This is a genomic window from Allosphingosinicella indica (assembly GCF_900177405.1).
Lineage (GTDB): Bacteria > Pseudomonadota > Alphaproteobacteria > Sphingomonadales > Sphingomonadaceae > Allosphingosinicella > Allosphingosinicella indica.
Genome location: NZ_LT840185.1, coordinates 1,886,454 through 1,912,275, shown reverse-complemented (window position 1 = coordinate 1,912,275; position 25,822 = coordinate 1,886,454). Strand labels below are relative to the sequence as shown.

The window sequence follows — 25,822 nt, the reverse complement described above, 5'->3', positions numbered from 1 at the left end:
CGCTCCCCTTACCAGTAGAAGAAGACGGAGATGATGTGCGCCAGCAACGCCGCGATCAGCGCGAAGGTGACGGGCACATGGACGTAGAGCCACACCTCCAGCATCGCGCGGATGCGCAAATGCCGGCGGATGCGCGACAGCGCGAGTTCCTTGCGCTCCAGCAGGCCGACGATCGTTTCCAGATTGTCGGCTTCCTCGCCGGTCGCGGTGGTGAGGCGGCGGCGCATCTCGCGCAGCGCGCGGCGGTTGCCGCAATTGGGATAATGGCCGGAAAGGCGCCGGAAGAGCCCCGCCTTGAACGGATCGGTATCGACCGAGGCGAGCACCAGCTCCGAATCCTCGATCGCCAGCGGCTGCGCGGAAATCTGGAGCTGCTGATCGACCTTGCGCACCGCCTCGATCATCTGCGGCTTGGTCATCTCGACGCGATTGTCGGAAAGCTCGCCGGGCAGCAGCGCATAGACGCTGATTCCGTAGATGCCCGAGATGATGACCAGCATCATCAGCGCATAAGCGAGCGTGTGGACGTTCCAGCCGAACTGGAAGCCGGTGTGCAGCGTCGCGACGATGATGAGCGAAAGGCCGAGATAGACGTGCGCCGAGGTCCACGCCTTGAGTGACCAGCGCCCCGGCGTCATCGCGCGCTTGCGGACGCCGAGCAAGGTCAGCCAGAGGATCAGCAGCGCGCCGATGGTGCCGAGCGTATAGCCGAGCCAGCTTCCGCCATTCGGCCGCGGCTGCACGTCCGCGAATATATAGGCGACGAGCGACACCAAGCACAGCAAGGTCGCGATCTTCAGCCAGCGGTAGCTCTTGTGGCGCAGGAAGCTCTCATGGCTCACTGCGGCCGACCCCGCGCCGATCTGTCCTAACCCCCTGCTCGCCATCAGGTCAGCGCCCCCGCACCCCAAGCCGTTCCCATGCCCCGGATACCGGCCGGGCTCCCCTTACGCATCGGTGCGATCCCGCCGGCTTCATTCGCCAAGGCGGGCCACCGTCAAGAATTCCTCCGGCGCGACGCGGATCGCCGCGCCCGTCGGGCAGGCACGCACGCAGGCCGGGCCGCCGTCGATGCCGGCGCACATGTCGCACTTGATCGCCTTCTTCGGCTTTTCCGGATCGCTGCGTTTGTACGACCAGGCCTTGGACGGTTCGCCCGGCCCCGGCCCCGCGCCGAAGAACAGCCATTGCAGCAGCCCCGGCTTCTTCGGCGGCACCTTGTCCATCCGGATCACCCCGTAGGGGCAGTTGCGCTGGCAGTTGCCGCAGCCGATGCAGGTCTCGTCAATGAAGACTTCGCCGTCCGGGCCGCGATGGATCGCGTTCGGCGGGCAATCGGACATGCAATGTGGGTGCTCGCAATGCCGGCACGAGGTCGGCACATGGAGATGCGCGAAGGTCTTACCTGCCTCGCGATTGAGCCGCGACAGGCCCTCGTGGCTGTCAGCACACGCTTTCTCGCAATTGTCGCAGCCGACGCAGAGCTTCTCGTCGATCAGCAGCACGTCGGTCGCTTCGCCGATGCCGTTTTCGAGCAGGAAGGTCGCGACGGAGGAATACATGTCGACGACGCCGCCGAACCCATCCTTCTTCGCCTCGACGAAGCTGGTGAGCGACTGGCGCGACGACATCTCGCTCTTGAAGCGGTTCATCAGCTCCGGCTTGCTTTCCAGCAACTTGCGCATCGCCGTGCCGTCGAGGCGGATGACCTCCGACTTGATCGCCGCGCGGACGGTCGCGGTGCGGCGGCCGCCGTCGATTAGCGCCATCTCGCCGACGTAGGAGCCGGCGGGCAGATAGGAGAGGAATACCGACTTGCCGCCGATCGCCTTCTCGACGACCATCGAGCCCGAGCGGATGACGAAGATGTCATAGCCTTCCTCGCCCTCGTTGATGATCGACTCGCCGGCACGCACGCTCTTGATCTCGGAGGTTTCGAGCACCTCGTGCAGATCCTCCGGCGACAGCGCCGATCCGAACATCTGGAGAAGCTGGCGCTCGGTCGAGATGCGGGTGATCGCGCGCTTCGCCGCCGGCACCGTCGCCATCAGCTTCAGCGCCGACATGCGCGGAATCTCGATCACGATCGCGCCGGTGGCGGTGCGCACCGTCGCGCCGCGGCGGCGGCCCGAAATCAGGCCGACCTCGCCGAAGATCGAGCCCTGCTCGATCGGCACGGTGACGTCAGGGTTGGTGGGATCGATCTCGACCATCACCGATCCGTCGGCGATCGCGAAGAGCGAGGAGCCGGGCTCGTTGCGCTCCACCAGCACGTCGCCCGCGCGATACATGGCAGGCTCCGAATCGAGCATGAACTCGCGCATCTGCAACATCGACAGATCGTTGAGGATCGTCACGCGGCGGCGGAAGAAGGCGAGCCACTCCTCGACGCTGCGGGTGCCGGGAAGCGCCTTGAACTTCTGCTCCAGGATCGGCTCGTCGGCGGGCTTGAGATCGGCATTGCCGTTGATGAACTCGACGACGTCATAGCCCTGGTTCATGCAATGCTTGATGAGCGGATAGCCCGCCAGCGCGCCGATGACGTAGATGCCGGGCACCGTCGTCTCGAACTGCGGCGAAAGCTGCGGATAGGATTCGCGCTCCGGACTGCTGAACTGGACGCCGCAGGCCTCGACGAACTGGCGCGGCGGCGCGGAGCCGAGGCGGGCGATGATCCGGTCGCAGCGGATACGCTGCTCGCCATCGCGCGTCTCCAGCGTCAGCCAGCCCTTCTCCACCTTCGCGGGCGAAGTCTCGGTATAGACGCTGACGCGGCCGTTATCGCGCGCCTCCATCAGCAGCTTGACGTTGGCACCTTTCGCGCGCGCGAAATCGGCGCTGCGGTTGAGGATGCTGACGGTGTTGTTCTGCTCGAGATCGGCGGCGAGGCCGAGCGCATTCTCGATGCCCGCATCGCCCGACCCGACGATCGTGATATGCTCGTCGATATATTCACCCGGATCGTCGAGCTGATATTGGATGTGCGGCAGATCGCCGCCCTCGCAGCGCATCTTGTTCGGGTTGCCCTGCGTCCCGATCGCAAGCACGACATATTCGGCCTTGACGGTATCGCCGCTCGTCATCGTCAGGGTAAAATCGCCCTTGGCGCCGCTGATCGCCTTGACGTCGGAATTCTTGCGGACGTTGATCTTGCGCTCTTCCGCCTGCCGATCCCAGACGCCGAGAATCCCCTCGCGCTTGCCCGCCTCGAAATCGAGGTCCGAGCGCAGCACGAGCTGGCTCGGCGTCGCCATGACGTGCTTGCCCTTCTGATATTTGTAGATCGTGTCCGACAGATGGTCGGTCTTTTCGAGCAGCACGTGGCTGATGCCGAGCTGCGCGGCACGCCCAGCGGCGCTGAGCCCCGCGGGCCCCGATCCCACGATCGCGATCCGGAACGATTCCGCCACCTTTTTCCCACCCCCATTCAACGCGAAACCGACTTACGGCCGACGCGATAATGGGCAACAAGCCAGGCTAGCAGGGCCTGTCGCCATCCTCACTCTATCACGTTGTCCGCGCTGCGCCAGACTTGACGTTCATTATTTTGCAGGAAAGATCGCAGTCATGAGCGAGGGCAATACTTCCGCGCGGCGCCTGCCGTCCGCATCCACCATGGCGCTGATCGCCGCAGGCGTGGTCCTGGCCGCGTCCGCCGGAGTCGCGCTGCTGCGATCGGACGATGCCGACAATACGGTCGCGAGTCCGCACGGCGCGGTGAAGTCGGATCAGCCGGTCGGCACGCTGGAGGATTCGATCGCCAAGGTCGCCGAGAGGCTGAAGCGCGATCCCGACAATGCGGCCGACTGGCGGATGCTCGGCTGGTCCTATTTCGAGACCGGCGATCTCGGCGCCGCGGCCGGCGCCTACCGTCGCGCCGCCGAGGTCGAGCCCAACAATGCGGAGAACTGGTCGTCGCTCGGCGAGGCGATCCAGCGCAACAGCACCAAGGTGGAGCCCGAAGCGGCCTCCGCCTTCGGGCGGGCGCTGAAGATCGATCCCAAGGATCCCCGCGCGCGCTACTTCACCGCGGTGCAGAAGGATCTGAACGGCGACCACAAGGGCGCGATCGACGATTGGATCGCGATGCTGCGCGATGCGCCGGCGGGCGCGGTCTATGAGGCGGACGTGCGCCGGACGATCAATCAGGTCGCCGAGAAGGAAGGCATCGACGTTGCCGGACGGATGCCCGCGCCGTCGGCGGGATCGGTCGCCACCGCGGCGATCCCCGGCCCGACCGCCGAGCAACTCGCCTCCGCCTCCTCGATCCCGCCGGGCGAGCAGGACGAGATGGTGAAGGGCATGGTCTCGCGGCTCGAGGCGCGGCTGAAGGCCAACCCCAAGGACGCCGACGGCTGGATCCGCCTGATGCGATCGCGCATGGTGCTCAACGATCCGACGGCGGCGCGCGCCGCCCTCGCCTCCGGCCTCGCCGCCTTCCAGGGCGACAGCGCGACGCAAGGCCGGCTCCGCCAGGCTGCGCAGGAGCTGAGCGTGCCGGGCGGTGGCGGTTAGCCGCCGCACGACGACCTCCCCCGTCCTATCGATCATCGGAACCAGACCTGAAGCCATCAAGATGGCGCCGGTCCTCCGCGCGCTTGCGGCGCGGGGCTTTGCACAGCATATCGTCCTGACCGGCCAACATGGCGGACTGCGTCCGCACATCCCACCCGCGCTGCAGGCCGACACTGCCGAAATCGGATTCGATCCCGCCCATCTTTCCGCGGGCGAGATACGGGAGCACCTTCGCGATCGCCTTCGCCCGGCGATGCTGGCTGCATCACCCGCAATCGTGCTCGTGCAGGGCGATACGTCCAGCGCCCTGGCAGGAGCGCTCGCCGCGCACGACAGCCGGCTTCCCATCGGTCACGTCGAAGCGGGGCTACGCTCGCACCACCCCACCGATCCGTGGCCCGAAGAGATCCATCGTATAGTGATCGACCGGATCGCGACGCTGCTGTTCGCGCCGAGCGAGACGGCGCTGCGCAACCTCCGGTCGGAGCGCGTCCGCGGCCAAGCGATCGTAACCGGCAACAGCGGCATCGATGCACTGCTCGCCACCACGGATGCGATGGGCACGGTGGAGCGTGACAGCGGCGCGCGGCGCCTGATCCTCGTTACCTGCCATCGGCGCGAAAATCGCGGCGATCGGCTGACGGGCATCGCGGCGGCGCTCCGCCGTCTGGTCGACGAACTGCCGGTGCGCGTGCTGCTGCCGCTCCACGCCAACCCGCATGTTGCGGGGCCGATCCGCGACCTGTTGGGGGGATCGAAGCATATCGAACTTGTCCCGCCACTCGATTATGAAGCGACCGTCCGGTTGCTCCGGCAATGCTGGCTGGTGCTGACCGACAGCGGCGGACTGCAGGAGGAGGCGCCCGCGTTCGGCACGCCGGTGCTGGTGCTGCGCGACGCAACCGAACGGACGGAGCCGTGTCCCTGCCTCAAGCTCGTCGGTGCCGACCCGGCGCGCATCTATCGCGAGGTCCGCGCCCTGGTGGACCAGCCGCACCTTTACGAAACCATGGCCACGCCCGCCTTTCCGTTCGGCGACGGTGCGGCGGGACCGCGGATCGCCGAGGCGATCGCCCGATGGCTGGAACGAGCCTGACGCTTGCACGCCGATCCCCGATCCGCGATGGGCGGCGGGTGGCGCATGGATGGACACCCTTAAGCTGGCGAGACCGCGACGTGCGGCAGCAGCCGGCCTATCCCGACCCGGACGCACTGGCTGCGGCGACGCGGGAGCTGGCTGCCTACCCCGGCCTGGTGAGCCTCTCCGAAATGGATGCGCTGCACCAGGCGCTCGGCGAGGCGCAGATGAGGCGGGCGTTCCTGTTGCAAGGCGGCGATTGCGCGGAGAGCTTTGCCGAATTCTCGCCCGAGACGATCCGCGCCGGCCATACGCTGATGGATGCGATGGCGTCGCTACTCGCGCGGGCGACGGGCGTGCCGGTGATCCGGCTCGCGCGGCTGGCGGGTCAGTTCGCCAAGCCGCGATCGACCGATCCGGAAGTGCGCGGCGATGCGCGCCTCCCCGCCTATCGCGGCGATATCGTAAACGGCATCGCGTTCGATCGCGCGGCGCGCACCCCCGATCCCGAGCGTATGTTCCGCGCCTATGGCCAGGCGACCGCGACGCTCAGCCATTTGCGCAGCCTGTCGCGCGCGAGTGGGAAACCGATATATACCAGCCATGAGGCGCTGCTCCTTGATTACGAGGCCGCGCTCGTTCGAATCGAGAATGGCCGCGCCTTCTCCTCGGCCGCGCACTTCCTGTGGATCGGGGATCGCACGCGCTTTCCTGGCTCCGCGCATGTCGAATTTGCGCGCGGGCTCGCCAATCCGGTCGGCATCAAATGCGGTCCGTCGCTGGAACCTGAGGCGTTGATCGCGATGCTCGAGGCGCTCGATCCGGAACGCGAACCGGGCCGTGTCACGCTCATCATCCGCATGGGGGCAGACCTGATCGACCATCGGCTGCCGCCGCTGATCCGTGCGGTGCGCGCACTGGGACGGCCGGTGCTCTGGTCGTGCGACCCCATGCACGGCAACACGATCAAATCGGCGAGCGGCTACAAGACACGCGCGCTGGAGCGGATCATGGCGGAGACGCGCCGCTTCTTCGAAATCTGCACCGCCGAGGGCGCGATCCCCGGCGGGATGCATCTCGAAATGACCGGCCAGGACGTCACCGAATGCACCGGCGGGCTGGTGCCGGTGATGGAAGAGAATCTGGGCGATCGCTATCACACGCATTGCGACCCGCGGCTCAATGCCGGACAGGCGCTCGAGCTGGCGGCGCTCGTCGGCGGGCTAGCGCGACAGACCGTTCAGGAAGCGTAGCCGCAGGTCGTCCGCCAGAAAGGCGGCGCCGAAATTATTCTCGATCCGCCAGCGGACCTGGCTGCGCACGAGGCCGAGGCCGGGCAGCTCGATCCAGACGATATCGTCGCGCGCCAGATCGCCCGCGCCTTCGCCGCAGAAACCGCCGGATGAAAGGTTGAGCAGGCGGATGCTGCCGCCGCGCAGGAAACGATCGAGGAAGCCGACCGGCGTGCTGAGCGCGACCCGCCGCGCACGGCGATCCGCCAGTACGGGCACGATCCGCGCCGATCCCGCAAACGCATACATGGCCGGGCTCTCCGCCAAGGACAGCCCGGCCATTACGACAACCGGGTAAAAACCGGCTTAAGCGCCGCCGTTACGAGAGGCGGACGGCCTCGACACGGCGATTGGCCGCATCCGCGGGTCGGTGACCGCCGAGCGGTTTGTCGAAGCCAAAGCCGCGGATTTCGAGCCGCGCGCGATCGACGCCGATCGAACCGAGATAATCGGCGACCGCCTCCGCGCGGCGGCGCGAGAGATCGAGGTTATATTCGCGGCCGCCCTGCGCGTCGGTATGACCCTCGATCGCGAAGCGCATGTTCTTGAGCTCGGGCCGCATCAGCGATTCCGCGAACACCTTCGCTTCGGCGCGCGCCACCGGCGTCAGCGTCGCCGACGCCAGCTCGAAGCTGAGGCGGAGATCGGCGCGCTGGCCCTGCGCGGCAACTGGCTTAGGGTTGCGCTTCACCGCGGCCACCGACGTGCCCTTGGACTTGAGCGCGGTGCCGGCCTTGCGCGGCGCATTGGTCGCCGCCGGCTTGGCCTCGCCCGGACGCGAAAGCGCGAAGCCGCGGGTCGAGGACGTGCGCGGCGTGCCGCGCGCATTCGCCGGAGCCGCTTCTTCCTCGTCCGCCTGGTCGTTGCACTGGCCTGCGAAGGCGCAAACATAATCGTCCGTCGTGCGACTCGCCTGCTGCGCGCCGAGCGCCGTCGGAAGCGTAAATGCGGCGCCAACCATCATAGTGATTGCAATCTTGCGCATTTTGAAAATTCCCCACCTTCAAAGACGGCAATAGCCGCCAATAATGCCCGCAGATCATAGCTTCCGGGCGGGGAAACGACAAGGTGAGCGGTGGCTATCCTGCGACGAAGCCCGCAAATCCTGCGAGCAAGCCGCCCGGTTGTCGGCCCGAGAGGCCGTTGCTAAGAGGTGCGTCCGGCGACGCGGGTGGGAAGGAGTGTCACGAGACCGATGGCTTTGACCTTGAGCGTTGCAGACCCCAAGCCGGAGGGGGCACCGGCCGATTTCACGCTTGAGGGCGAGAGCGCGATCATCGGTCGCTCCGCCAACTGCGATTGGACCCTCCCCGACGCCAAGAACTACATTTCCTCGCGCCATGCCGAGCTGCGGCGCGACGGCGACGGCTACATATTCAAGGACATCAGCACCAACGGCACCTTCCTCAACGGCGCCGCCGAGCGGATGACCGAGGAGCGCCGCATCGCCGACGGCGATAGCTTCAAGATCGGCCCCTATGCGGTGACCGCGAAGGTCGCTGCGGACGTAGTGGCCCCTCCCCCGCCGCCCGAGCCGGTTCCGGCCGCACCCGCGGAGCCCGAGCGCACCGTGTTCGCTCCGGCCGCGGATGCCGCGCCGGCACCCGCACCTGCCGCCGACCCGCAGCACACCGTGTTCGCGCCGGGCCCGGATGCCGGTGGCGCAGCCGGCGAGGAAGAAGTCGCCCTCGCGCCCGAGCAGGAAGCGCTGTGGGAGAAGGTCGCCGGCGCCAACAGCATCGATTGGGACCGCGGCGGCTTCGGCGCCGACGATCGCGCCGCGGCGACGCAGGCGATGGTCGCGGCGACGGCGGACGAACTAGCCAATGCCTATCTCACGGCAGCCGGCATCGAACGCAGCAAGATCACGGCCGAGGCGTCAGAAGCGATCGTCAAGGGCGGCTCGCTGCTCCGGCGGCTCGTCGCGGGCCTCGTGATCATGGTGGAATCGCGTGCCCGCGCGAAATCGCAGATGGGCGCCGAGGCGACGCAGCTTCAGCTCGACGGCAACAACCCGATCAAGTTCGCGCGCACGCCCGAGGCGGCGCTCGCGCAGCTCGTCAATCCTACTCAGCAGGGCTTCCTCGACGCCGAGAAGGCCATCGAGGATGCGTTCGTCGATATCCAGTCGCACCAGGTGGCGACGATGGCCGCGATCCCGGGAGCGCTTCGCCAGACGCTGGAGCGCTTCTCGCCCGGATCGATCAAGCGCCGCGCCGACAATATCGGCCTGCTCGCCCGCATCCTGCCCGCCGCGCGCGATGCGGCGCTGTGGAACAATTACGAGAAGGAATTCAACACCGTCGCCAGCCAGTCGGACGAGGCGTTCATGGAGGTGTTCGCCAAGGAATTCCGCAAGGCCTATGCCAAGCAGATAGTCAAGGGCCGACCCTAAGGCGCGGCCCCGCCGCGGTCGGCGATCAGTCCGGCTTGTCGTTCACCGTCTCGAACCAGACCATCTCCGCCTTCCAGCCGCGTTGCGCGGCGGCGGCCAGGAAGCTCGATTGCCAGCTCGGCCCGCGCGCGCCGATCGGCGGCTGGACGAGATTTGTGTCGAACGGCCCCTTGCCGGTCACCAGCATGATCCCCGACCAGCCGGTGTGGTCGAGATCGATGTTGAGCTTGTACTTGCCCTGCCCTTCGTCCTGGATCGGGCGGCCATTCTGCGAATTGGCCAGTTCGCGGTTGAACGCGGCGCGATCGGGGATGAGGACGGTAATTGCGCCCGAAGGCTCGATCCCGGCAATCGCGAAATCTGCGTCCGTTGCCGGGGTGATCTCGATCGGCGCCGTTACCGCTTCCTTGCCGGCGAACGGACCTGCTGCCTGGCGCGTCATCTCGAACCGCGGCGCGGCGATCGACAGGCTGTCATTCTCGGTCGCGCGAACCTGGCGGAAGGTATCGAGCGCAGCGCAGCCCGCTGCCGTGATCGGCGCGACATCGCCCATATCGATCGTCGCGTTGGCGACGCCCGCGGCGGTCAGCGCCTGGCCGAGCTCGGTCTGCGCCGCGGCGCCGTTGCCGGCGACCCCGCGCATCGCGACGCGCACCGCGCCCGCTTTCTCCTCGACGGCGCCGACTTCGAGCCAGGTGCAGCTCACCGAGGGGATGGTCGCATCGATCGCGGCGCGGGCGACATCGGCCGGCGCGCGCGAGGCGGGCTGGATGCCGGGGCCGGCCGGCGTGTCGCCGCGGCCGAGCGTGAACCAGGCCGCGGCCGCAATCGCCGCTGCGGCCGCGATGCCGCCGCCGATCAGCAGCGGCTTGGGGACGCCGCCCGAGGGCGTCGCTGAAAGGCCGCCGATCGCGCCCGTTTCCTCGCCCGGCTGCGGCTTGACGCCGGTCTGGTCGAGCGCGGCAAGCACTTCGTCCATCGAGCGCAGGCGCTGCGCCGGATCGGGCTTCAGCATCGCTTCCAGCACCGGCAGCATCAGCGGCGCGACCTTCGCCATGTCCGGGCCCTTGCGGCGCTTGTCGATCGCATCGACGAGCGATCCGCTCATATCGACATTCTTGCCGTTGGCGACGGCGAGCATGACGAGGCCGAGGCTGTAGATGTCGGTCCACGGGCCGATCTCGCGCCCGTAATCGCCGAGTTGCTCGGGCGCGACATAGTTGAGCTTGCCGGCGAAGCCGTCGCCGACGATCGTCGCCGATCCCGCCTCCATGTCCTTGGCGATGCCGAAATCGATGATCTTGGCGCGCGACAGCTTGCCGTCGGGCAGCAGCACGTTGTCGGGCGAGAGATCGCGGTGGACGGCGCCCAGCGAATGCGCGGCGCGCAGGCCCGAGGCAAGGCGGCGCAGCAGTTGCGCCTGCTCCTCCGGCGTCGGCGTGATCTTGCCGAGCGCGTCGGCGAGGTTCACGCCCTCGATGAACTCGGTGACGATATAGAGGACGCCGAGGTTCGGCTCCTGCGCCAGCACGCGATACTGGACCAGCGCCTCGTGGTGCAGGCGGGTCAGCGTGCGCGCTTCGCGCCGGAAGAGTCCCACCACCTTCTCGTCCGCAGCGAGCTGCGGCAGCATCACCTTGATCGCGACCTTCTCGTCCGAATTGACGTTGCAGCCCTCGAACACCTCGCCCATCCCGCCGCGGGCGAGAAAGCGCTTCACTTCGAAGATGTGGTTGAGGACGTCGCCCACCTTGATGCCGCGCGTGTCGGTACGCGCCTCGAAGGCGGTGCCGACTTCCTTCTGCTCGGGCGTCGGCTCGGCGGCGACGGCGGGCGTCTCGCCCGCCGCAGGCGCATCCGCCTTGGGCTTTTCGGCCTTGGCCTTCTTCGGCTTGGGCGGCGGCGCGGGCGGCAGATTCTCGGACGGCATGAAGACCGTCTTGGCTTCCTCCGCGTCGGGCTTCTTATCGTTCTTGTCACTCATGCGTCGCCTCCGGGAGGTAGCGATAGGAGGGTCGGCTCGGAAACCGATACGGTCACGACAGTCACATTATCTGGGGCGCCGCGCTCCAGCGTGCGCACCACCAGCTGCTCGGACGCCTCGCCGGGCGAGCCGCGCCCCAATAGCCGCAAGATCTCCGCCTCGTCGACATAGCCGTGGAGGCCATCGCTGCAGAGCAGATAGGTATCGCCGGGCTCGACCTCGCCGATCGCGCGATCGACCTCAATCTCGGGCCGGACGCCGACCGCGCGGGTCAGCACGTGGCCCATCGGGTGGCCGACGGCATCCTTGGCCTCCATCAGCCCGCGGTCGACCATTTCCTGCACCTGGCTATGATCGCGGCTCAATTGCTCGAGCTTGCCGCCACGCAGCCGGTAGGCGCGGCTGTCCCCCACCCAGAAGACCGCATAATGGCGATCTCGCATGTAGAGTGCGACGATGGTCGATCCCATCTGCAGCTTGCGCTGGGTCGCCTCGGCATAGACGCAGCGGTTGGCGGTCACCACCGCCGCGACGATGCGGTCGGCCGCTTCCTCGAACGATTCCGGAAATTCGATCTTCTCGAACTCGGCAACGACGCAGGCGCTCGCCCACTCGCCCTTCTCATGCCCACCCATCCCGTCGGCGACGGCCCAGAAGCCGTTGCCTTCCAGGGCGATGAAGCTGTCCTCGTTCATCGGGCGGACGCGGCCCTCATGGGTCTTCGCGTCGCTCTCGATCCTCAATGTCGATTGCATCATGCGCCACCGCCGCCCGAAGCGCTCATCCCTGCCGTATCCGCCATGCCACGTCCCCCCGGAGGCGTTTTTCAGATCACACCGCCACCTTGCACGAAGCCGGCGCGATGGACAATGGCGCAGCGACCCGCGCCGGCCGCCGGACGCCGCACCTCGCTTGACAGGCAGGCCACGCGCCCCATATGCGCGCCCTCAGCCGGCAACGGCCCCTTCGTCTAGCGGTCTAGGACGTCGCCCTCTCACGGCGAAAACACGGGTTCGAGTCCCGTAGGGGTCACCAGCTTGAAATTGCTCGGCTTTTTCTGCGGCGTTGCTCGCAGTTCCCCATAGATCAGGGATTTTTTCCCACGAGGCCGCCGATGCGGCCGGTGACGACGCGGCGGGCGGCGCTCTTCGCGACCATCAGGACGCGAGCGCGTTTGGCGTAGTGGCGGACGGTTTCGGGCGTCTTGCCGGTGATCGCGCTGATCTGGCCGTCGGACAGACCGAGCTCCGTCAGATAGCAGCAGGCGTTCTTGCCGAGGCCGTGGAAGGTGTAGAGCAACTGGCCGGCATCATCGACATAGCCGAGGCCGTGCATCAGCCGCCGGATGCTCGCCTGCAGGCGATCGGTATCGGCGAAGGGCTTGCCGCTCCTGTCATAGAGCAAGGTGACCGACTTTTTGGGGAGCTTCGCGATTTCGGCCAGCCACAGCGGATGCATCGGCACCGCCGCATAGGCCGCGGTCTTGCGGTGGCGCAGCTCCATGATCGCACCGTCGTGCCAGCCGTGCTGCATCCTGATGACGTCGCTCAGGCGCTGGCCGGAACAGAGGCCGGTGACGATGGCGAGGCGGAGCATGGGCGATGCCGCATCGAGCGCAGCCTCCAGCACGTCGGCCGGCCAGGGTTCATATTCGCCGAGCGCGAGACGCGGGATGCCGTCGGCCGGATTGACGGCGATCCAATCCCGCTCGACCGCGATATCGAGCAGCGCGCGCAACTTAGAAACATAAGCGTTGGCCTTGCCCGGTGTCTCCGCCATGCGATCGCGCAGCCGGAAGATGTGCGACTTGCGCAGATCCGCGACCAAGCGGCTGCCATGCTCCGCTTCGAACAGGCCGAGATAGTAATGCCAGTCCCGCCGAGTGCTGTCGGCCATCTTGCGCGCGGCGATGATCGGCCGCGCCTCGACGACCAAAGCACCCATCGTTCCCGGCAGCGCCGCCTGGCGCGGCTCACGCGTCGCGTTGACCCGCGCGAGAGCCTCGGCGAATCGCGGGTCAGACGGATCGGGCAAGCGGACGTAGTGATCGCCCCAGCGGCCATCGGGCAGCTTCACGCGGAAGCGCCGATAGGTGATGCCCTTCTTCTGGCAGACGCCGGGAATGTCGCTCACACATCGTCCCATGAGCTGGAGGATGGGCCGATCCCAGAGAGCTCGTCAACATAACGATCGAGCAACCGCCGATCCCACAGGAGGCGACTGCCGTCCTTGTGCGGCTGGGGCAGGCTCTTGGCCTGCCACCGCTTGCGGAAATGGGTCTTGCCGATGCCGAGATAGCCGGCGGCCGTCTCCTCGTTGAGCAGCCGCGGCACGGGCAAGGGCAATTCGGCCCGGTTCATGCGGCGACCACCCTCCCCTGCTGCCGGCGCGCATCGGCTTCGGCGCGGAGCTGGCGGTTCAGATCGTCACGCCAGGCGCGCTCGTGCGCCACGCGGCTGTGAATGGCGGATATGGCATCGCTACGCTCTACGACGGCGGCATTGCCGGGATCGGCATCGGCCTTAGCGGAATTGCGCTGCAGGGCACGCGCGGTGGCAAGCTCCAGCTCGGCGAAGCCGATATCCTGGCCGAGCGATTTCCCGGCGAGCCAGCGCTCGATCGCGCGCCATGCGCGCCAATCGGCCTCCAGTTCTTCCCGGCTCATCGTCCCGGCCGCGACCAGCTGTGCGCCGACGCGCTCGCGCACCTCACGCTCGCGGCCTGCCATGTCGACGAGATGCGGCATCACGCGCATGCGGCCCTCACCTTCCCGCCGCGACTATGGCGATGCATTCCGGGAGGACGATTGCGGCGAGGCCGAACAGGGCGGCGCCGATCGCGGCGTTGCGGGACAGGGTGTCGGCGGCGGCGCGGCATGCGTCGCACGCGCACGGCGCCTGACCGCGGAGCGCCTGGAGGATCGCGCTCATGCCGCCTCCCCCGCCTGCGCCGGATCGGCGGCGTTGAGCATGGCGGCGAGGCGGCAGGCGCGGTGATCGCGATCCATCAGTTCTTCGCGCCGTGCGCCGTCGGCGCTGTTGCAGCCCCGCCCCATCAGCGCGTTCATCTCGGCGCGCTCGGCATCGGTGAGCGGGGTGCCGTCGATCAGCGTGGACAGCGCGACGCGGGTGTTGCCGGACGATCCGGCGGTGCCGACGATCGCGACGGTGACCTCACCCTTGGCGTCGGGCGCGTTGAGGATGCGGACGGCATCCCAGCCATCGGCCTTCTCGCGCAGCGCATAGCTGCCAGCGTGGGGGAAACTCGCAGGGGAATTGAGCATGGTCGCCTCCGGTTTGAACCGGGGCGCTTATCTGTCAGCGGATGCTGACACGTCAAGCCCTATTTCAGCGTGCGCTTACATAGCAAGCTGATAGTGACGCGTGCCTTCGCTCTCCTCATAATGTCCGGGGGGAGAAAATATGCCTAATGCCGTGGAGTCGTGGCGGTCGCTCAAGGAAATTGTCGACCAAGCATGGGCCGACAAGAGAGTTGTTCCGCCGGTGCCACCCTCACGCCGATCGACGAGACCGAGAAGCGACGAAGCAGCGCTGAAGGACCTTTCGCGAAGCAAGGCCTCGAGCTGGTCGGCATTCATTCAATATACTGACCGCACGGGACAAGAGAGCTGCCGCCGGATCACCGCAACGAAGATCTGGCGACAGGTTGGCGGCAACTTGGTCATCGGTGCCTTCTGCCACGAGGCCGGAGCGTATCGCGAGTTTCGCCCCGATCGAATGCGTGAGATGGTCGATTGCCAAACTGGCGAATGCTTGGACCCGATTGCCACCACGGAGGGTCTGAAACGAAGTGGTCTGCCCTTCACCGATCGCGGCATGGAGGCCTTGGCTAAGATACTTGTATTCATGACACGGTGCGATGGCCACGCGCATCCCCTGGAATACGAGTCTATCGACCGAGCCCTTACTAGCTATGCTCTGCGCTGCGACGGCGAGACCGAAGACGTAGAGTTGGCGCTTGCCACGTCGCACCGCCTTGCGCCCGACGGCACCGACTTCGCCTTAGCGCTGAAGATGGTCCTGCGGTCTCCGCCTGAACGACGGAAGATGGTCGCGGACATATGCGGACGGGCATGCGGTGACGTCGTGCACGCCGATGGGCATCTCCATGACGCCGAACTCCATTGGGGCAATGCCGTCGATGAATGCCTGCGGATCATCCGCGGCTAAAACAATCGCCCGCTGACGCGATGCATGTGCTTCACGCGGTTCGCTTCGATGCGGAAGGTAACGTCGGGATTATACTGACGCAGCTCGATGAACGCGGCGGAACGTCGCACCAGTTCCTTGACCAGCACCATCTTCACGCGCTCGTCCTCGCCATCTGCTGCGCGTAGCTGGACGATCACGTCGTCTCCGATGTGGACGGCCTGGCGCGGGCTGACCGCGGCGCGCTCGCCGGGCTTGAAGCGCGGAAACATCGAATCGCCGATGATGGTCAGCGCATAGGCGTTCTGATCCTCGCGCAGCGTGGCCGGCCGCGCGAGATAGTCCAGTACTTCGCCAACGTGAAGCTCGGTCATCTCGATATGTGCATCGATATCTCCGAACTCGCTGCCCATCGCCGAGCCGAGCAGCGGCAGCGGCGCGCTCGGCCCCTCCCCCAGAAACTCGCGGCGCACATCCTGAATGCCGGTGCCGGCAACCTCGGTGCGCACCGTGGCGCGGCCCGCATCGAACTGCGCGAAGCTGACGCCGATCGCGTCGAGCAGCTTGTCCAGCGTGTCGTGCTTCGCGTTGCCGCGCGACTTGATATCGGCGAACACCGATCGATTGACGCCCGCCTTCATCGCCCAGGCATTGCGCGTCAACTCTGGCGGCTTGACGGCCATGAGCGCATCGTAAAGCGCGGAGTTCTGCGGCTCTGCCATCGTGTCAGCGATATTGCACACGCCCTCGGGCGCGTCTATTTTAGCGTCCGCTGACATTTCCTCTTGCCTATTCAGCGTTCGCTGACTTATTTCAGCGCGCATGGACATTCCGAGCGATGACGAGTTGCTGGCGAAGATCGAGGCGTTCCTCGATCGTCACGCGATGCCGCCGACCCGCTTTGGGCGTGATGCGACGGGCGAGCCGCAGCTGATCAAGAGCATCCGCGAAGGGCGTTCGCCCTCCCTCAAGGTTCTGCAGCGCCTTGCCGCCTTCATGGCGGAAAAGGATGCGGAGCTGGCGGCGGCGGATCATGACGAGAGGGATAGCGCCGCAGTGGCGGATGCCGCTGCAACTATCGCCGCCGAAAATATCACCCTCACCCCGGCCCTCTCCCGCGCGCGGGAGAGGGGGGAGGTGGCGGCATGACCGGGCGCACCGCGCAGGACCGGCGCATGGTGCAGCTGCCGCCCGAGCTGCAGGCCGGGAAGGCACGATCGAAGTCGCTGATCCGCGCCGCGGGCGGGCAGGAAGCCGCGGCCGAGGTGACGGGCAAGAGCCAGGCGCGGATGTCTAGCTGCGGCGTGCCGAACACCGCCGACTTCCTTTCCATCGCCGACGTCCGCTCGCTGGAAGCGGTGACGCACGGCACGGCCGGGCATCCGCTGGTGACGCGCTGGCTGGCGAGCGAGGCCGGATATGCGCTGGTTCGGCTGCCCGGTGCGGGCCAGCCCGAGACGGCGTGGAGCCAGCGCGCGGCGAAGCTGCTGCGCGAGGGCGGCGACATTATCTCCGGCATCGGCGCCGCGCTGGAGAATGACAATGACGTCTGCGGCAAGGAAGCGGCGGCGCTGCTGAACGAAGCCGACGAGCTGGTGGCGATCGCCGTCGAGATCCAGAGCGCGCTCAAGGCGCGGGCGCGGGGGACCGACTGATGCGCCGGGGGGAGCGGCGCAAGGCGCCGAGCGAAATCATCCGCGCGGACGGGCCGCCGATCGGCATCCGCCAGTCCGAGATGGATGCGATCCGCCTTTCGACCCGCGACCTGCTGGGTGCGCTGCTGCGCTATGGCACGCGGCACGGGCTACCGAACATCGGCGCCGCCGAATGCGCCGAACGGCTGGCCACTCTCCATCCGCAAAGGGCCGCGGCATGACGGCCTCCGTCTCCAGCCCGCCCGAGATGGACGCCTGGCTGGCCGGAGCGCGGCCGGGCGAGCGGTTCGTCTATTGCTCGGCACCCGCGTTGATCCGCGGGCCGGCGGCGGAACATGCGCGGCTGCTCTACGAGCGTGGGCGGGTCGACCTGCTGCAGCCGCGCCGCGCGGACGGCCGGGGCTTCGACTATCAGATCGTGAAGCGCGCGCTGGCCACTGCGCCGGCGGGCGACATGCGCGAGGACGTGCTGCCGGGCGAGGATGCGGTGCTTTCCGCGCTGCGCCGGGCGGCGAACTTCCAGCGACGCTGCCCGACGAACACCGAGCTGGCGCGCGCGGCGGGGCTTGCCACCGCGCAGCAGGCGGCGTGGCGGATCGCGCGGCTGGAAGAGCGCGGGCTGATCCGCGTGGCGACGATCAAGGACGGGCCGGAAGCGGGCTGGCGGACGGTGACCATCGTCCGATCCGGCAAGCAGACCAAGCGCCCGCCGAGCGCGCGCGACTATGCCGCGTCCCTCGACACGCTCGGGATGAGCGGATCATGAGTTTCACCCCACAGCATCGCACGGCGGCTGCACCCCCCACCCCGCGCCCGCCGTGCGACCATCCCGCCGCCGCTTCCTCTCTGGCGGCGGCGGGATGCAGGGATGCCGCACCCGGCTGGGTCGAGCGCTATCAGGCGCGCGTGCAGGCGGCGAAGGCGCATCTGACGCGGATCGGCCTCAAGCCGTGGCGCGAGGATGCCGCGGCCAAGGGGCAGCAGACCGCGATCGACGCGCAGGGCGATCTGCCCAAGTGGCGCGTGCCGGGGATCGGCGGGCCGCTCGGCAATGACGATCTGATCGCGGTCGCGCAGCATTATGGGTTCGAGGCGGAGGCGGCGCATGGCTGAGCTAAATCAGCTTCATCTCGCGCATGACCCGATCGCACTCAAATGCCATCAGGTAAGCCGCCGACGAAACGTTCTCTTGGTTGATATCGAACACACTCTGGTGGTTCGAGACTGTCGACATGATGTGAAGCTCTTTCTCGAGCAGCGGCTTGCTGGCATCGATCTGCATGTCCAAGGCTCGGACCGCGTCCCATACGTCCAGATCGTAGGTCTTGTAGAGAGATCTGGCGAAATCATAACGCTGCAATATCTGCATCAAGACCTGCTGGTTGATGATAACCTCGTTCACCGCTTCACTTCCACAGTCGGCCCAAATGCGTGGCTCGATTACGCGCTTCAGGGCAACGCTCAGTTCCACTACGGCCCGTCTGAACGGCTTTTTAATCTGCGCGCCTTTTCGGCGTTCGATCCACAGTGTTGCGATCACCGTGAGTATTACGCCGATTATTCCGCCAGCGGCGGCGAGCCAATCACCCGCCGGGATGCCCAGCAAGGTCGGCTCTACAGCCGCCATCGCCTAGAAGTCCGTCAGCGTGGTGAAGCGCGGATCGCGCGCGCGGGCCGCTTCGGCGGCGGCGCGGATCGCGGGCAAGTGGTTGCGCACGAAGCCTTCGCGGAGGCGCCGCGTCATGCGCTGCGGCAGCTCGTCCAGGGTGAAGCCCATCCGATCGGCGATAGCGGACGCGGCGACGTACAAACGCGGGCCGCCGCGCCAGATGACCAGCACGTCCTCATTGTCATCGGCGGCGACGATGGTCGGCTCGGTGTCGGGCAAGGCGGGCATTCAGTCGTCCCTTGGCCATGCCGGTATGTTGCGGGTCGGCGACAGGATTCTAGCGATGATGGTCAAAAGCTGGCCCAGTCCGCTCATCGCATCCCGATTGCCGATATCGTCGGGGTAAAGCTGCCTCGTCGCAACGAAAGTGCGCGCGCTGGTGACCAAACCCTCGGGTATCCGTCCGATCTCGTAATAGGCGTGGCGCATCGCCGCATCGATGGGCGGGGCTGCCACGGGGAGTTCCATCACCCAAAGGATGACGCGATCGAAGTCATCCGGGGTGATGACCTCCCCTTCGATCCTGCTTCCTTCAAACAGTGCTCGAACGATCCGAAGAGCCTCGTCAACAGCATCGACGGCGATTTGCTTCGTTTCTCGTCGCTTTCGATCAACGACGGCATCTGCCACGGCGAAGCTGCCCACTACCGTTATGCCAGCGCCGAGCATCGCGCCCGCAAGCGCAAACCAGTCATCAGCGACAGCGGTCGAAAAGCCTGCGCCAACGATGAACGCACCGCCGATAATGCCGCCGATCAGCAGCCCTGTCCGAAGGCCGAGCGTGACAGTCCATTTGTCCCCCCAGGTCGGCATCTAGCCTCTCGGTGGCCCGAGCGCGGCGCGAAGGAAATCCGATCCGACCACGATTTCGCCTTCGACGGCGCGACCATCGGCACGGTTGACGATTTCAGTGGCAATGCGGCCAAAGTATCGATCGACGAAGCAGACTTGTTCTTCGCGCGTCATCTCCGACGCGCGGTAGTCGTCGATCCCTTCTTCGCTGACCGCGACGCGGAAAGTTCGCGGACCTTCGCGAAACGTGAAACGCACCGATCCATCGGCGTGAATAGGCGGGCCGTACTTGGTGATCATCGGCGAAGAATGGGTCACTATTGGCGGCTTGGCAAGGCGGGCATGCGAAGAGCGGACTATCCAGCCCGCCAAAGCCACCGCTGCGAGGATTATCGACCCGATCTCTACTTCGATTTGCATCACCTAAACCTCGTCGCACGTCGAGCGCCGCTGTGCGGGGCGTCCGCTGGCGGACGGGGTGTAACGGGCCGAAAATTCGTTTGTCATGCTACCGGCCTGAAAACCCGCCTCCCCCGCAAAATAGATCGAGATGCAGGTCGGCTTTACCGCCGTCAGCGCCCCGAAATGGTAAGCGAATCTACGTCGGCCCGGTGGCCGCTGTCGCTAGAACCTTTTGTCCGCGGAGCGCGGGCATGACCGCGCCAGTGGTGGTGATCCACTTCCTCGCTGACGGCGACACGACCTATCGCGTGTTCGGCGATGGGCCGGTGCGCGTGCTGTTCGTGGACGAGAAGGCGCCGCACGATCGCGTCTACGAGTGGCTGTCGCGCGAGCCGATGGAGGATCTGGCGGCTATAGTCCCGGAGGGGGGGGCAGTCGGGTCCAAATCGGACGCGCGCCACCCGGCAATCGCGAACGCCATCGAAGCCGCTTTGGAAGGCCGCCCGCACCTGAGGCCCGTCGAATGACGGCCGCGCCTCCCCCGGCGCGAAGTAATACTTCGCGACGACGCACATTCGCCCAGGTCGCGGCCGAGGCCGCCGCTGATGCCGTCTCGGCCGAGCGGGCGGCGATGGCGGCGCATATCGAGCGGCAGTGCGGCGAGATCGAGGGGCTGATCGGCAAACAACGGATGAGCGCCGAGGAAGGATCGACGCTCAAGCGGCGGCTGCGCGAGTTCGCGCGCGGCATTGCGCAAGGCCTGCACGTCGATGGCTAGGCGGCGGCACCAGCTCTGCGCCGTGCGCGGGTGCGGCACCGCCGTCGAGGCGTGGCAGCATCTGTGCGGCCGGTGCTGGCGGCTGCTGCCCGCCGACCAGCGCGCCGCGATCGTCGCCGCACGTCAGGAGCGCGCCTTCCACATCGTTAGCCGCCTCGCGATCCGCGCCGCGGACTGGCTCAACGCGCATTCGCCGCAGGCCGAAGCCGCGCGGCGGCAGGGAGAGGCATGATGGCCGACGTTGCGACGCTAATCGGTCGCTTAGAGTTGCTGCGCGATGGCGAGCCTCTGCCCGGCGACAATGATCATATTCCTGTGTTCGGCACGAAGGCCGTCATCCGGTATAACGAAGCGCATATCCGCTTCAGCGCACTAGCGGGCTACTACCACCGCGACGTGCAAAGGATTTGCCCGCGCCTCGCCAGCGAGTTGGCGGATAACCTCGAAACGATCCTGACCGCGCTCCGCTTCTGGCAGTCCCGCCATGACTAGCTCCCACACACCCGAGCAAGTGGCGGAGCGGTCCAATCGGGCCGAAGTCCGCAATCCCGTTCTGGCGCTGCCGAGCGGGCGGCGGCTTGCGATGCTTAGCCCGCTGGCGCGTGCCGAACTGCGCGGCGTCGTCATCGATATTCGCGCCGACGCGCTGACCAGGGCGGAACAGTGCTGGCGGAAGCACAAGGCACCGATGGCTGCATATTGGAAGGCGGTCGCGGTCTACTCGGGACACATCGCGAGGATACTGAAATGACCGAACAACACAGGGATAGCGCGCCGATCGACCACGTTCAGAGCGCGCGCGACAACCTCGCCGCCCGCCGCGCGCTCGGCAGCGAAACGGTCTGGTTGTCCTGCGACACGGTGGATGCGTTGCTGCGCCGGATCGAAGCAGCCCCGTCCAGCGATAGCGCGTCAACGGTGGAAAAGTATGAGGAGTTGATCCTCGTCTCGCCGGAGCCGGACGCTGAGGCGGACGCCTTTATGCGTGGCTTCGCATATGGTCGTTTCTCGACGATGGACAGCGAGCTTGCTCTCCATTGGGGCATCTTGCGCCGGTTTCAGCTCGATCACTGCCCGATCGTTTATGAAACGCCCAATATCCTCGCACTCAACCGCAATCCTGACCCGGAAGTGGAGAGGCTGGCAGATCAGCTCGACTACATCGTTTCAGCATGGGCGACGGCGCACGACATCTACGGTGTCGCTCGCAACGCTTTGATGAAGTCGCTTCGTGCCGCCCTATCGTCTCAAGCCCTGGTGCCCTCCGCCGTATGAGCGACGCGCCCGCCTCGATCCGCGATACGATTGCGCTCGGCGTCTACGACGCGCGGCCGTTCGTGCTCTACGAGCCGACGGGCGTGATGGAGCGCGGCGTCCGGCCGGCGCGGCGCTTCACGATGGACGAGGCCCCTGCCTTCTACCGCGACGAGGTCTATGAACTGGCCGACGCGATCCACGCGCGGCTGTTGCTGACATTGCCCGCCGCGGCGCCCGACGAGGCTGCGGCGGCATGATCAAGCCCATCCCCGGTGCGGCGAAGAACGAAGGCGTCCTCCGCGCCAAGATACGGCGGCGGCTCAGCACGCGCGGGCGCATGAAGCGCGTCGCCCACGAGCTGGGCACCAGCCCGTCCGTTCTGTGCCAGATCGTCAACGGTAAGCGCCGGATATCGGCGCGCGTGGCGGCGGGGCTGGGCTACCAGAAGGTGATCGTCTGGGAGCGCATCCCGACCCCCGAACCGACGCCGCCGCTGCTCGCGCTGCTCCTTCGAGACGACGCTGGCGCGTCTCCTCAGGATGAGCGGGGAGCAAAATAGTGCCTGCCGGGGGTGGATCATCGGGCGGCGTCGGCTTGCCGTCGCCGATGCTGGTCGCGGCGCTTGGCTATGCGCGGCGCGGCTGGCCGGTGTTCCCGTGCAGCCCGGAGACCAAGCGGCCGCTGCTTCCGCGCGACAAGGACCCGGTCAGCGGCAAGCCGATCCCCAAGAGCGGCGGCGTCACCAAGGCGACGACGGACGAGGACCAGATCACCGCCTGGTGGAAGCGCTGGCCCGACGCGATGATCGGCGTGGCGATGGGGCGCAACGGGTGCCTGGCGCTCGATTTCGATCCTCGCACCGAAGAGATCGTCGATCAAACGACCGGCGAGGTGACGACGCGCGAATGGACGCTGGAGCAGCTCAAGGCCGACACCGAGGCGCAGATCGGCTGCGCGCTGCCGGTGACGCTGGCGGCGATGACGCCCAGCGGCGGCGTCCACCTCTACCTCCGCCAGCCTTCCGGCGGCGATCCGATCAACAATCGCGGCAACCTGCCCGAGCACGTCGACGTGCGCGGCGTCGGCGGATATGTCATCGCGCCGCCGAGCGTGATGGCCGACGGGCGCCGCTACCGCTGGCTGCGCGGCGACTGGAATGCCGAAATCGCCGATGCCCCGGCCGCGCTGGTCAAGGTGCTGCGCGAACGGAAGGGCGCACCCCAGAACGACGCCGCGGCCGACCAGGCCGCGTCCGCATCCCCTCCCCCGCGCGCCTCGGCCAGACGATCGGGTGATCCTTCCGAACCGGAAGACGACGTCCGCAAATATGCGCTGACGGCGCTCGACGGCGAGTGCGCCGAGATCCGGCGCGCGCCCAGCGGGCAGCGCAACGCGCAGCTCAACGCCAGCGCCGTCAAGGTCGCCTCGCTCGTCGCGGCCGGGGCGCTCGACTCGACGCTCGCGCGCCAGTGCATCGAGGCGGCCGCGCGCGACAATCCCGGCCGCGACGATGCCGCCCAGCTCGCCGCGACGATCGACAGCGGGTGGAGCTTCGGCCTCGCCAACCCGCGCGACCTGACCGACATCCGCGCCGTCGCCCGCGAGCGAGCCGCCCGCCGCGGCGGCGGCCGATCCGCGCGGCCCTCGGCCGGGGCGCGCCTGCGCGATGCCAATCGCTCCTTCCGCCCTTCCGCGCCCGCTCCGCCCGCGCGCGGCGGCGATGATCCCCAATCCTTCCAAAACGGAAGGCTGGAAGGCCAATCACCGGGGGGTGAGGGCACGGGCGGCGCGGCGCTCAGCGTGGCCGAGAAAGCGCGCTATGCCCGCATCGCCGAGCATTGGCTCGAACGGCGGCTGGAGCATGCCGACGGCACAAAGAAAGCGCTCACCGCCATCGCGTGGGGGATCGGCCGGCGCGTCGCGGCCGGGCTGCTCGACGAATATGAGGCAAAGGAGGCGATCTGGCCGCATTGCGAGGACGTCGCCGGGCTGCTCCACAGCGATATCGACCGCGCGATCGACGACGGGTTCAACCGCGGTTTCGACGTCGAGGCCTTGCGCGCGATCGAGAAGCGCGCCGGATATCCGCTCACCGACTTCGGCATCGCCGAGCGCTTCCGCGACCAGCATGGCGACACTTACCGCTTCACGACCGCGAAGGGCTGGCTGGGCTGGGACGAGCGGCGGTGGAAGGTGCTCGACCAGGAGAAGGACGTTCCGCCCTCCGAAGTGATCGCGGCGGTGTTCGCGACGGTGCGGGCGATACAGGACGAAGCGCGATTCATCGCCGACACCGGGGTTAGCTTCGCACGGCCTGTGAAGAAGAAGCGCAAGGCGGCCGACGAGGATGCCGATCGCGAGCTGGACCTCGACGAGCCGACGCCCCACGGCCTCGACCGATGGGTGCCGAAGGGACGCGATTTCCAGCTCTATTCGACGATCGTCCGCGCCTTCGGCCGATCTTCGGAGACGGCGGGCAAGCCGAACGCAATCGCCAATCTGGCGCGGCAATGGCTGACGGTGCCGATCGAGCAATTCGATGTCGATCCGCTCGCGCTGAACGTGATGAACGGAACGCTGCGCTGCCGGCGCGAGACGCGCGGCGACGGGGCGATCGAGGCGGTGATGGAGCTGGGCGCGCATAGCCGCGAGGATCTGATCACCCGCCTTGCGCCGGTTGCCTATGATCCCGAGGCGCAGGCGCCGCTCTATGACGCGATGCTGGAATGGGCGCAGCCGGACGCGGCGATGCGGCGCTATCTCCACCAGGTCGGCGGCCTGTCGAGCACCGGCATCACCGGCGAGCACAAGCTGTGGTTCAACTATGGGCGCGGCCGCAACGGCAAGTCGACGACGATCGATAGCTGGTGCTCGGCGCTCGGCGACTATTCCGGCACGATCGGCATCGAGACGTTCCTCGACCAGGGCATCAAGAAGCGTGGCGAGGCGGCATCGCCCGATCTGGCGCGGCTCGGCGGCGTGCGCATGCTGCGCGCATCGGAGCCCGAACGCGGCGCCAAGCTCAACGCCGCGCTGATCAAGGCGGCGACGGGCGGCGAGCCGATGGCGGTGCGCGCGCTGCACCGCGGCTTCTTCGACCTGCTGCCGCAGTTCAAGCTCATCATGTCGGGCAATTCCAAGCCGGAAATCCCCGATACCGACGACGGCATCTGGTCCCGCCTCAAGCTGATCGGCTGGGCGAAGAATATCGATCTGGAGTTCAACGAGGACGGGACGCCGAAGAAGGACCCGCAGCTCCTCAACAAGATCAAGGCGGCCGAGCTGGCGGGCGTGCTCAAGCGGCTCGTCGACGGGCTGATGGACTATCTCGCCCACGGACTGGTCGAACCGGCCGACGTGACCAGGGCGACGCAGGCCTATCGCGATGCGAGCGACCCGCTCTCCCGCTTCCTGCGCCTCTGCACCGCGCCGGATGCCGACAGCCGCGTCCAGTCCTCGCATCTCCACGAGGTGTTCGTGGCGTGGTGCAAGGCGGCGGGCGAACGCGAGTGGAGCAACAAGGGCTTCAGCAAGGCGATGGAGGAGAAGGGCTACACCAAGAAGGCCAGCGACGGGATGCAGTGGCTTGGCCTCAAGCTGATCCGCCAAGCGACGGACTTCATCGACCATGAGGGCAAGGTCGTCGTGCTGCCCGACGACATGGATCGCGAGCCGCCGAACGAGACAGGCCCGCCCGAGCAACCCCCGCTCCCCCGCGACGGGTGGCGCGATATCTAAGCTTCCGTTCGGAAGGGTGGCGGAAGGTTTGCCGGAAGGGACAAAGCGCGGATTTCTGCGGGTTCGGAAGGGTTGGAAGGGTTCGGCGATGTTGCCCG

Annotated in this window: 35 protein-coding genes and 1 tRNA gene; 20 read left to right on the top strand and 16 right to left on the bottom strand. The window is 67.1% G+C overall.

Annotated features, from left to right (window positions below; all coding sequences use genetic code 11):
- Positions 1 to 8: 8 nt before the first annotated feature.
- Entirely contained in the window at positions 9 to 887 is an 879-nt protein-coding gene (locus B9N75_RS09545) for a hypothetical protein (RefSeq protein ID WP_085218588.1), read from the bottom strand.
- A gap of 87 nt (positions 888 to 974) precedes the next feature.
- Positions 975 to 3,410, bottom strand: a complete 2,436-nt coding sequence (locus tag B9N75_RS09540; RefSeq protein WP_085218587.1) for an NAD(P)-binding domain-containing protein — start codon at positions 3,408 to 3,410, stop codon at positions 975 to 977.
- Between the two features lie 157 nt (positions 3,411 to 3,567).
- Here B9N75_RS09540 and B9N75_RS14045 point away from each other — a divergent pair, with 157 nt between their 5' ends.
- From B9N75_RS14045 to B9N75_RS09520, 3 genes are read left to right on the top strand one after another with little or no spacing between them, the layout of a single operon-like run.
- The gene (locus B9N75_RS14045; RefSeq protein WP_157123784.1) at positions 3,568 to 4,515 is read left to right on the top strand and encodes a tetratricopeptide repeat protein; all 948 of its coding nucleotides are present in this window, start codon (positions 3,568 to 3,570) and stop codon (positions 4,513 to 4,515) included.
- Positions 4,505 to 5,611, top strand: a complete 1,107-nt coding sequence (wecB, locus tag B9N75_RS09525) for a non-hydrolyzing UDP-N-acetylglucosamine 2-epimerase (RefSeq protein WP_280173567.1) — start codon at positions 4,505 to 4,507, stop codon at positions 5,609 to 5,611. Before B9N75_RS14045 ends, wecB begins: the two co-directional genes overlap by 11 nt.
- Entirely contained in the window at positions 5,593 to 6,846 is a 1,254-nt protein-coding gene (locus B9N75_RS09520; protein WP_342039326.1) for a 3-deoxy-7-phosphoheptulonate synthase, read from the top strand. The genes wecB and B9N75_RS09520 overlap by 19 nt, the downstream gene beginning before the upstream one ends.
- Here the strand turns inward: B9N75_RS09520 and B9N75_RS09515 are convergent.
- Complete coding sequence (locus tag B9N75_RS09515; protein ID WP_157123783.1) at positions 6,817 to 7,134, bottom strand: hypothetical protein; 318 nt, start codon at positions 7,132 to 7,134, stop codon at positions 6,817 to 6,819. The genes B9N75_RS09520 and B9N75_RS09515 overlap by 30 nt on opposite strands.
- Before the next feature lie 70 nt (positions 7,135 to 7,204).
- Positions 7,205 to 7,870 carry an OmpA family protein gene (locus B9N75_RS09510; protein ID WP_085218582.1) on the bottom strand — a complete coding sequence of 222 codons (666 nt, stop codon included), beginning with the start codon at positions 7,868 to 7,870 and terminating at the stop codon, positions 7,205 to 7,207.
- A 210-nt stretch (positions 7,871 to 8,080) separates the two neighbouring features.
- Here B9N75_RS09510 and tagH point away from each other — a divergent pair, with 210 nt between their 5' ends.
- A complete protein-coding gene (tagH, locus tag B9N75_RS09505) occupies positions 8,081 to 9,280 on the top strand; it encodes a type VI secretion system-associated FHA domain protein TagH (RefSeq protein WP_085218581.1) in 1,200 nt (399 codons plus the stop codon).
- Positions 9,281 to 9,305: 25 nt separating this feature from the next.
- Here tagH and B9N75_RS09500 read toward each other — a convergent pair whose 3' ends face one another.
- Positions 9,306 to 11,264 (bottom strand): serine/threonine-protein kinase, encoded by a 1,959-nt coding sequence (locus tag B9N75_RS09500; protein WP_085218580.1) that lies wholly within the window; start codon positions 11,262 to 11,264, stop codon positions 9,306 to 9,308.
- The gene (locus B9N75_RS09495) at positions 11,261 to 12,022 is read right to left on the bottom strand and encodes a PP2C family protein-serine/threonine phosphatase (protein ID WP_244552313.1); all 762 of its coding nucleotides are present in this window, start codon (positions 12,020 to 12,022) and stop codon (positions 11,261 to 11,263) included. Before B9N75_RS09495 ends, B9N75_RS09500 begins: the two co-directional genes overlap by 4 nt.
- 201 nt (positions 12,023 to 12,223) lie before the next feature.
- On the opposite strand from B9N75_RS09495, the gene B9N75_RS09490 reads away from it, so the two are divergent.
- Positions 12,224 to 12,299 (top strand) — tRNA-Glu (locus B9N75_RS09490).
- Positions 12,300 to 12,350: 51 nt separating this feature from the next.
- Here the strand turns inward: B9N75_RS09490 and B9N75_RS09485 are convergent.
- From B9N75_RS09485 to B9N75_RS09470, 5 genes are read right to left on the bottom strand one after another with little or no spacing between them, the layout of a single operon-like run.
- A complete protein-coding gene (locus B9N75_RS09485) occupies positions 12,351 to 13,397 on the bottom strand; it encodes a site-specific integrase (RefSeq protein ID WP_244552312.1) in 1,047 nt (348 codons plus the stop codon).
- Positions 13,394 to 13,624, bottom strand: a complete 231-nt coding sequence (locus tag B9N75_RS09480) for a helix-turn-helix transcriptional regulator (RefSeq protein ID WP_157123782.1) — start codon at positions 13,622 to 13,624, stop codon at positions 13,394 to 13,396. Before B9N75_RS09480 ends, B9N75_RS09485 begins: the two co-directional genes overlap by 4 nt.
- Complete coding sequence (locus tag B9N75_RS09475; protein WP_085218577.1) at positions 13,621 to 14,019, bottom strand: hypothetical protein; 399 nt, start codon at positions 14,017 to 14,019, stop codon at positions 13,621 to 13,623. The genes B9N75_RS09480 and B9N75_RS09475 overlap by 4 nt, the downstream gene beginning before the upstream one ends.
- 7 nt (positions 14,020 to 14,026) lie before the next feature.
- Positions 14,027 to 14,194: a hypothetical protein gene (locus B9N75_RS14040; RefSeq protein WP_157123781.1), complete on the bottom strand. Its 168-nt coding sequence runs from the start codon at positions 14,192 to 14,194 to the stop codon at positions 14,027 to 14,029.
- Positions 14,191 to 14,547: a hypothetical protein gene (locus B9N75_RS09470; protein ID WP_085218576.1), complete on the bottom strand. Its 357-nt coding sequence runs from the start codon at positions 14,545 to 14,547 to the stop codon at positions 14,191 to 14,193. The genes B9N75_RS14040 and B9N75_RS09470 overlap by 4 nt, the downstream gene beginning before the upstream one ends.
- Positions 14,548 to 14,686: 139 nt before the next feature.
- Here B9N75_RS09470 and B9N75_RS14035 point away from each other — a divergent pair, with 139 nt between their 5' ends.
- Positions 14,687 to 15,454 (top strand): tellurite resistance TerB family protein, encoded by a 768-nt coding sequence (locus B9N75_RS14035; RefSeq protein ID WP_157123780.1) that lies wholly within the window; start codon positions 14,687 to 14,689, stop codon positions 15,452 to 15,454.
- Here the strand turns inward: B9N75_RS14035 and B9N75_RS09460 are convergent.
- Complete coding sequence (locus B9N75_RS09460) at positions 15,451 to 16,155, bottom strand: S24 family peptidase (RefSeq protein WP_172840863.1); 705 nt, start codon at positions 16,153 to 16,155, stop codon at positions 15,451 to 15,453. The genes B9N75_RS14035 and B9N75_RS09460 overlap by 4 nt on opposite strands.
- 100 nt (positions 16,156 to 16,255) lie before the next feature.
- Between B9N75_RS09460 and B9N75_RS09455 the strand changes: the two genes are divergently transcribed.
- From B9N75_RS09455 to B9N75_RS14030, 5 genes are read left to right on the top strand one after another with little or no spacing between them, the layout of a single operon-like run.
- Complete coding sequence (locus B9N75_RS09455; protein WP_157123779.1) at positions 16,256 to 16,582, top strand: hypothetical protein; 327 nt, start codon at positions 16,256 to 16,258, stop codon at positions 16,580 to 16,582.
- Positions 16,579 to 17,088 (top strand): phage regulatory CII family protein, encoded by a 510-nt coding sequence (locus B9N75_RS09450; RefSeq protein WP_085218572.1) that lies wholly within the window; start codon positions 16,579 to 16,581, stop codon positions 17,086 to 17,088. The genes B9N75_RS09455 and B9N75_RS09450 overlap by 4 nt, the downstream gene beginning before the upstream one ends.
- Positions 17,088 to 17,309 (top strand): hypothetical protein, encoded by a 222-nt coding sequence (locus B9N75_RS09445; protein ID WP_085218571.1) that lies wholly within the window; start codon positions 17,088 to 17,090, stop codon positions 17,307 to 17,309. Before B9N75_RS09450 ends, B9N75_RS09445 begins: the two co-directional genes overlap by 1 nt.
- Positions 17,306 to 17,854, top strand: coding sequence for a hypothetical protein (locus B9N75_RS09440; RefSeq protein WP_085218570.1), 549 nt, complete (start codon positions 17,306 to 17,308; stop codon positions 17,852 to 17,854). Before B9N75_RS09445 ends, B9N75_RS09440 begins: the two co-directional genes overlap by 4 nt.
- Positions 17,851 to 18,201 carry a hypothetical protein gene (locus tag B9N75_RS14030; protein ID WP_157123778.1) on the top strand — a complete coding sequence of 117 codons (351 nt, stop codon included), beginning with the start codon at positions 17,851 to 17,853 and terminating at the stop codon, positions 18,199 to 18,201. The genes B9N75_RS09440 and B9N75_RS14030 overlap by 4 nt, the downstream gene beginning before the upstream one ends.
- Before the next feature lies 1 nt (position 18,202).
- Here B9N75_RS14030 and B9N75_RS09430 read toward each other — a convergent pair whose 3' ends face one another.
- The 4 genes from B9N75_RS09430 to B9N75_RS09415 are packed head-to-tail and all read right to left on the bottom strand — an operon-like array spanning position 18,203 to position 19,972.
- Entirely contained in the window at positions 18,203 to 18,715 is a 513-nt protein-coding gene (locus tag B9N75_RS09430; RefSeq protein WP_085218568.1) for a hypothetical protein, read from the bottom strand.
- A 3-nt stretch (positions 18,716 to 18,718) separates the two neighbouring features.
- Positions 18,719 to 18,985, bottom strand: a complete 267-nt coding sequence (locus B9N75_RS09425) for a hypothetical protein (RefSeq protein WP_085218567.1) — start codon at positions 18,983 to 18,985, stop codon at positions 18,719 to 18,721.
- Entirely contained in the window at positions 18,986 to 19,570 is a 585-nt protein-coding gene (locus B9N75_RS09420; protein WP_085218566.1) for a hypothetical protein, read from the bottom strand. It lies immediately after the preceding gene.
- Entirely contained in the window at positions 19,571 to 19,972 is a 402-nt protein-coding gene (locus B9N75_RS09415) for a hypothetical protein (protein ID WP_157123777.1), read from the bottom strand. It lies immediately after the preceding gene.
- 230 nt (positions 19,973 to 20,202) lie between these two features.
- Here B9N75_RS09415 and B9N75_RS09410 point away from each other — a divergent pair, with 230 nt between their 5' ends.
- Genes B9N75_RS09410 through B9N75_RS09375 form a run of 9 tightly spaced genes read left to right on the top strand, consistent with a single transcriptional unit; the run spans position 20,203 to position 25,724 of the window.
- The gene (locus B9N75_RS09410) at positions 20,203 to 20,478 is read left to right on the top strand and encodes a hypothetical protein (protein ID WP_085218564.1); all 276 of its coding nucleotides are present in this window, start codon (positions 20,203 to 20,205) and stop codon (positions 20,476 to 20,478) included.
- Complete coding sequence (locus B9N75_RS14025) at positions 20,475 to 20,729, top strand: hypothetical protein (protein WP_157123776.1); 255 nt, start codon at positions 20,475 to 20,477, stop codon at positions 20,727 to 20,729. Before B9N75_RS09410 ends, B9N75_RS14025 begins: the two co-directional genes overlap by 4 nt.
- Positions 20,722 to 20,961: a hypothetical protein gene (locus B9N75_RS09405; protein WP_085218563.1), complete on the top strand. Its 240-nt coding sequence runs from the start codon at positions 20,722 to 20,724 to the stop codon at positions 20,959 to 20,961. Before B9N75_RS14025 ends, B9N75_RS09405 begins: the two co-directional genes overlap by 8 nt.
- A complete protein-coding gene (locus tag B9N75_RS09400; RefSeq protein WP_085218562.1) occupies positions 20,958 to 21,221 on the top strand; it encodes a hypothetical protein in 264 nt (87 codons plus the stop codon). The genes B9N75_RS09405 and B9N75_RS09400 overlap by 4 nt, the downstream gene beginning before the upstream one ends.
- Positions 21,214 to 21,480: a hypothetical protein gene (locus B9N75_RS09395; protein ID WP_085218561.1), complete on the top strand. Its 267-nt coding sequence runs from the start codon at positions 21,214 to 21,216 to the stop codon at positions 21,478 to 21,480. Before B9N75_RS09400 ends, B9N75_RS09395 begins: the two co-directional genes overlap by 8 nt.
- Positions 21,477 to 22,004: a hypothetical protein gene (locus tag B9N75_RS09390; RefSeq protein WP_085218560.1), complete on the top strand. Its 528-nt coding sequence runs from the start codon at positions 21,477 to 21,479 to the stop codon at positions 22,002 to 22,004. The genes B9N75_RS09395 and B9N75_RS09390 overlap by 4 nt, the downstream gene beginning before the upstream one ends.
- Entirely contained in the window at positions 22,001 to 22,243 is a 243-nt protein-coding gene (locus tag B9N75_RS09385) for a hypothetical protein (RefSeq protein ID WP_085218559.1), read from the top strand. Before B9N75_RS09390 ends, B9N75_RS09385 begins: the two co-directional genes overlap by 4 nt.
- A complete protein-coding gene (locus B9N75_RS09380) occupies positions 22,240 to 22,545 on the top strand; it encodes a hypothetical protein (protein WP_085218558.1) in 306 nt (101 codons plus the stop codon). The genes B9N75_RS09385 and B9N75_RS09380 overlap by 4 nt, the downstream gene beginning before the upstream one ends.
- Positions 22,545 to 25,724 (top strand): phage/plasmid primase, P4 family, encoded by a 3,180-nt coding sequence (locus tag B9N75_RS09375; RefSeq protein WP_157123775.1) that lies wholly within the window; start codon positions 22,545 to 22,547, stop codon positions 25,722 to 25,724. The genes B9N75_RS09380 and B9N75_RS09375 overlap by 1 nt, the downstream gene beginning before the upstream one ends.
- Positions 25,725 to 25,822: the final 98 nt, after the last annotated feature.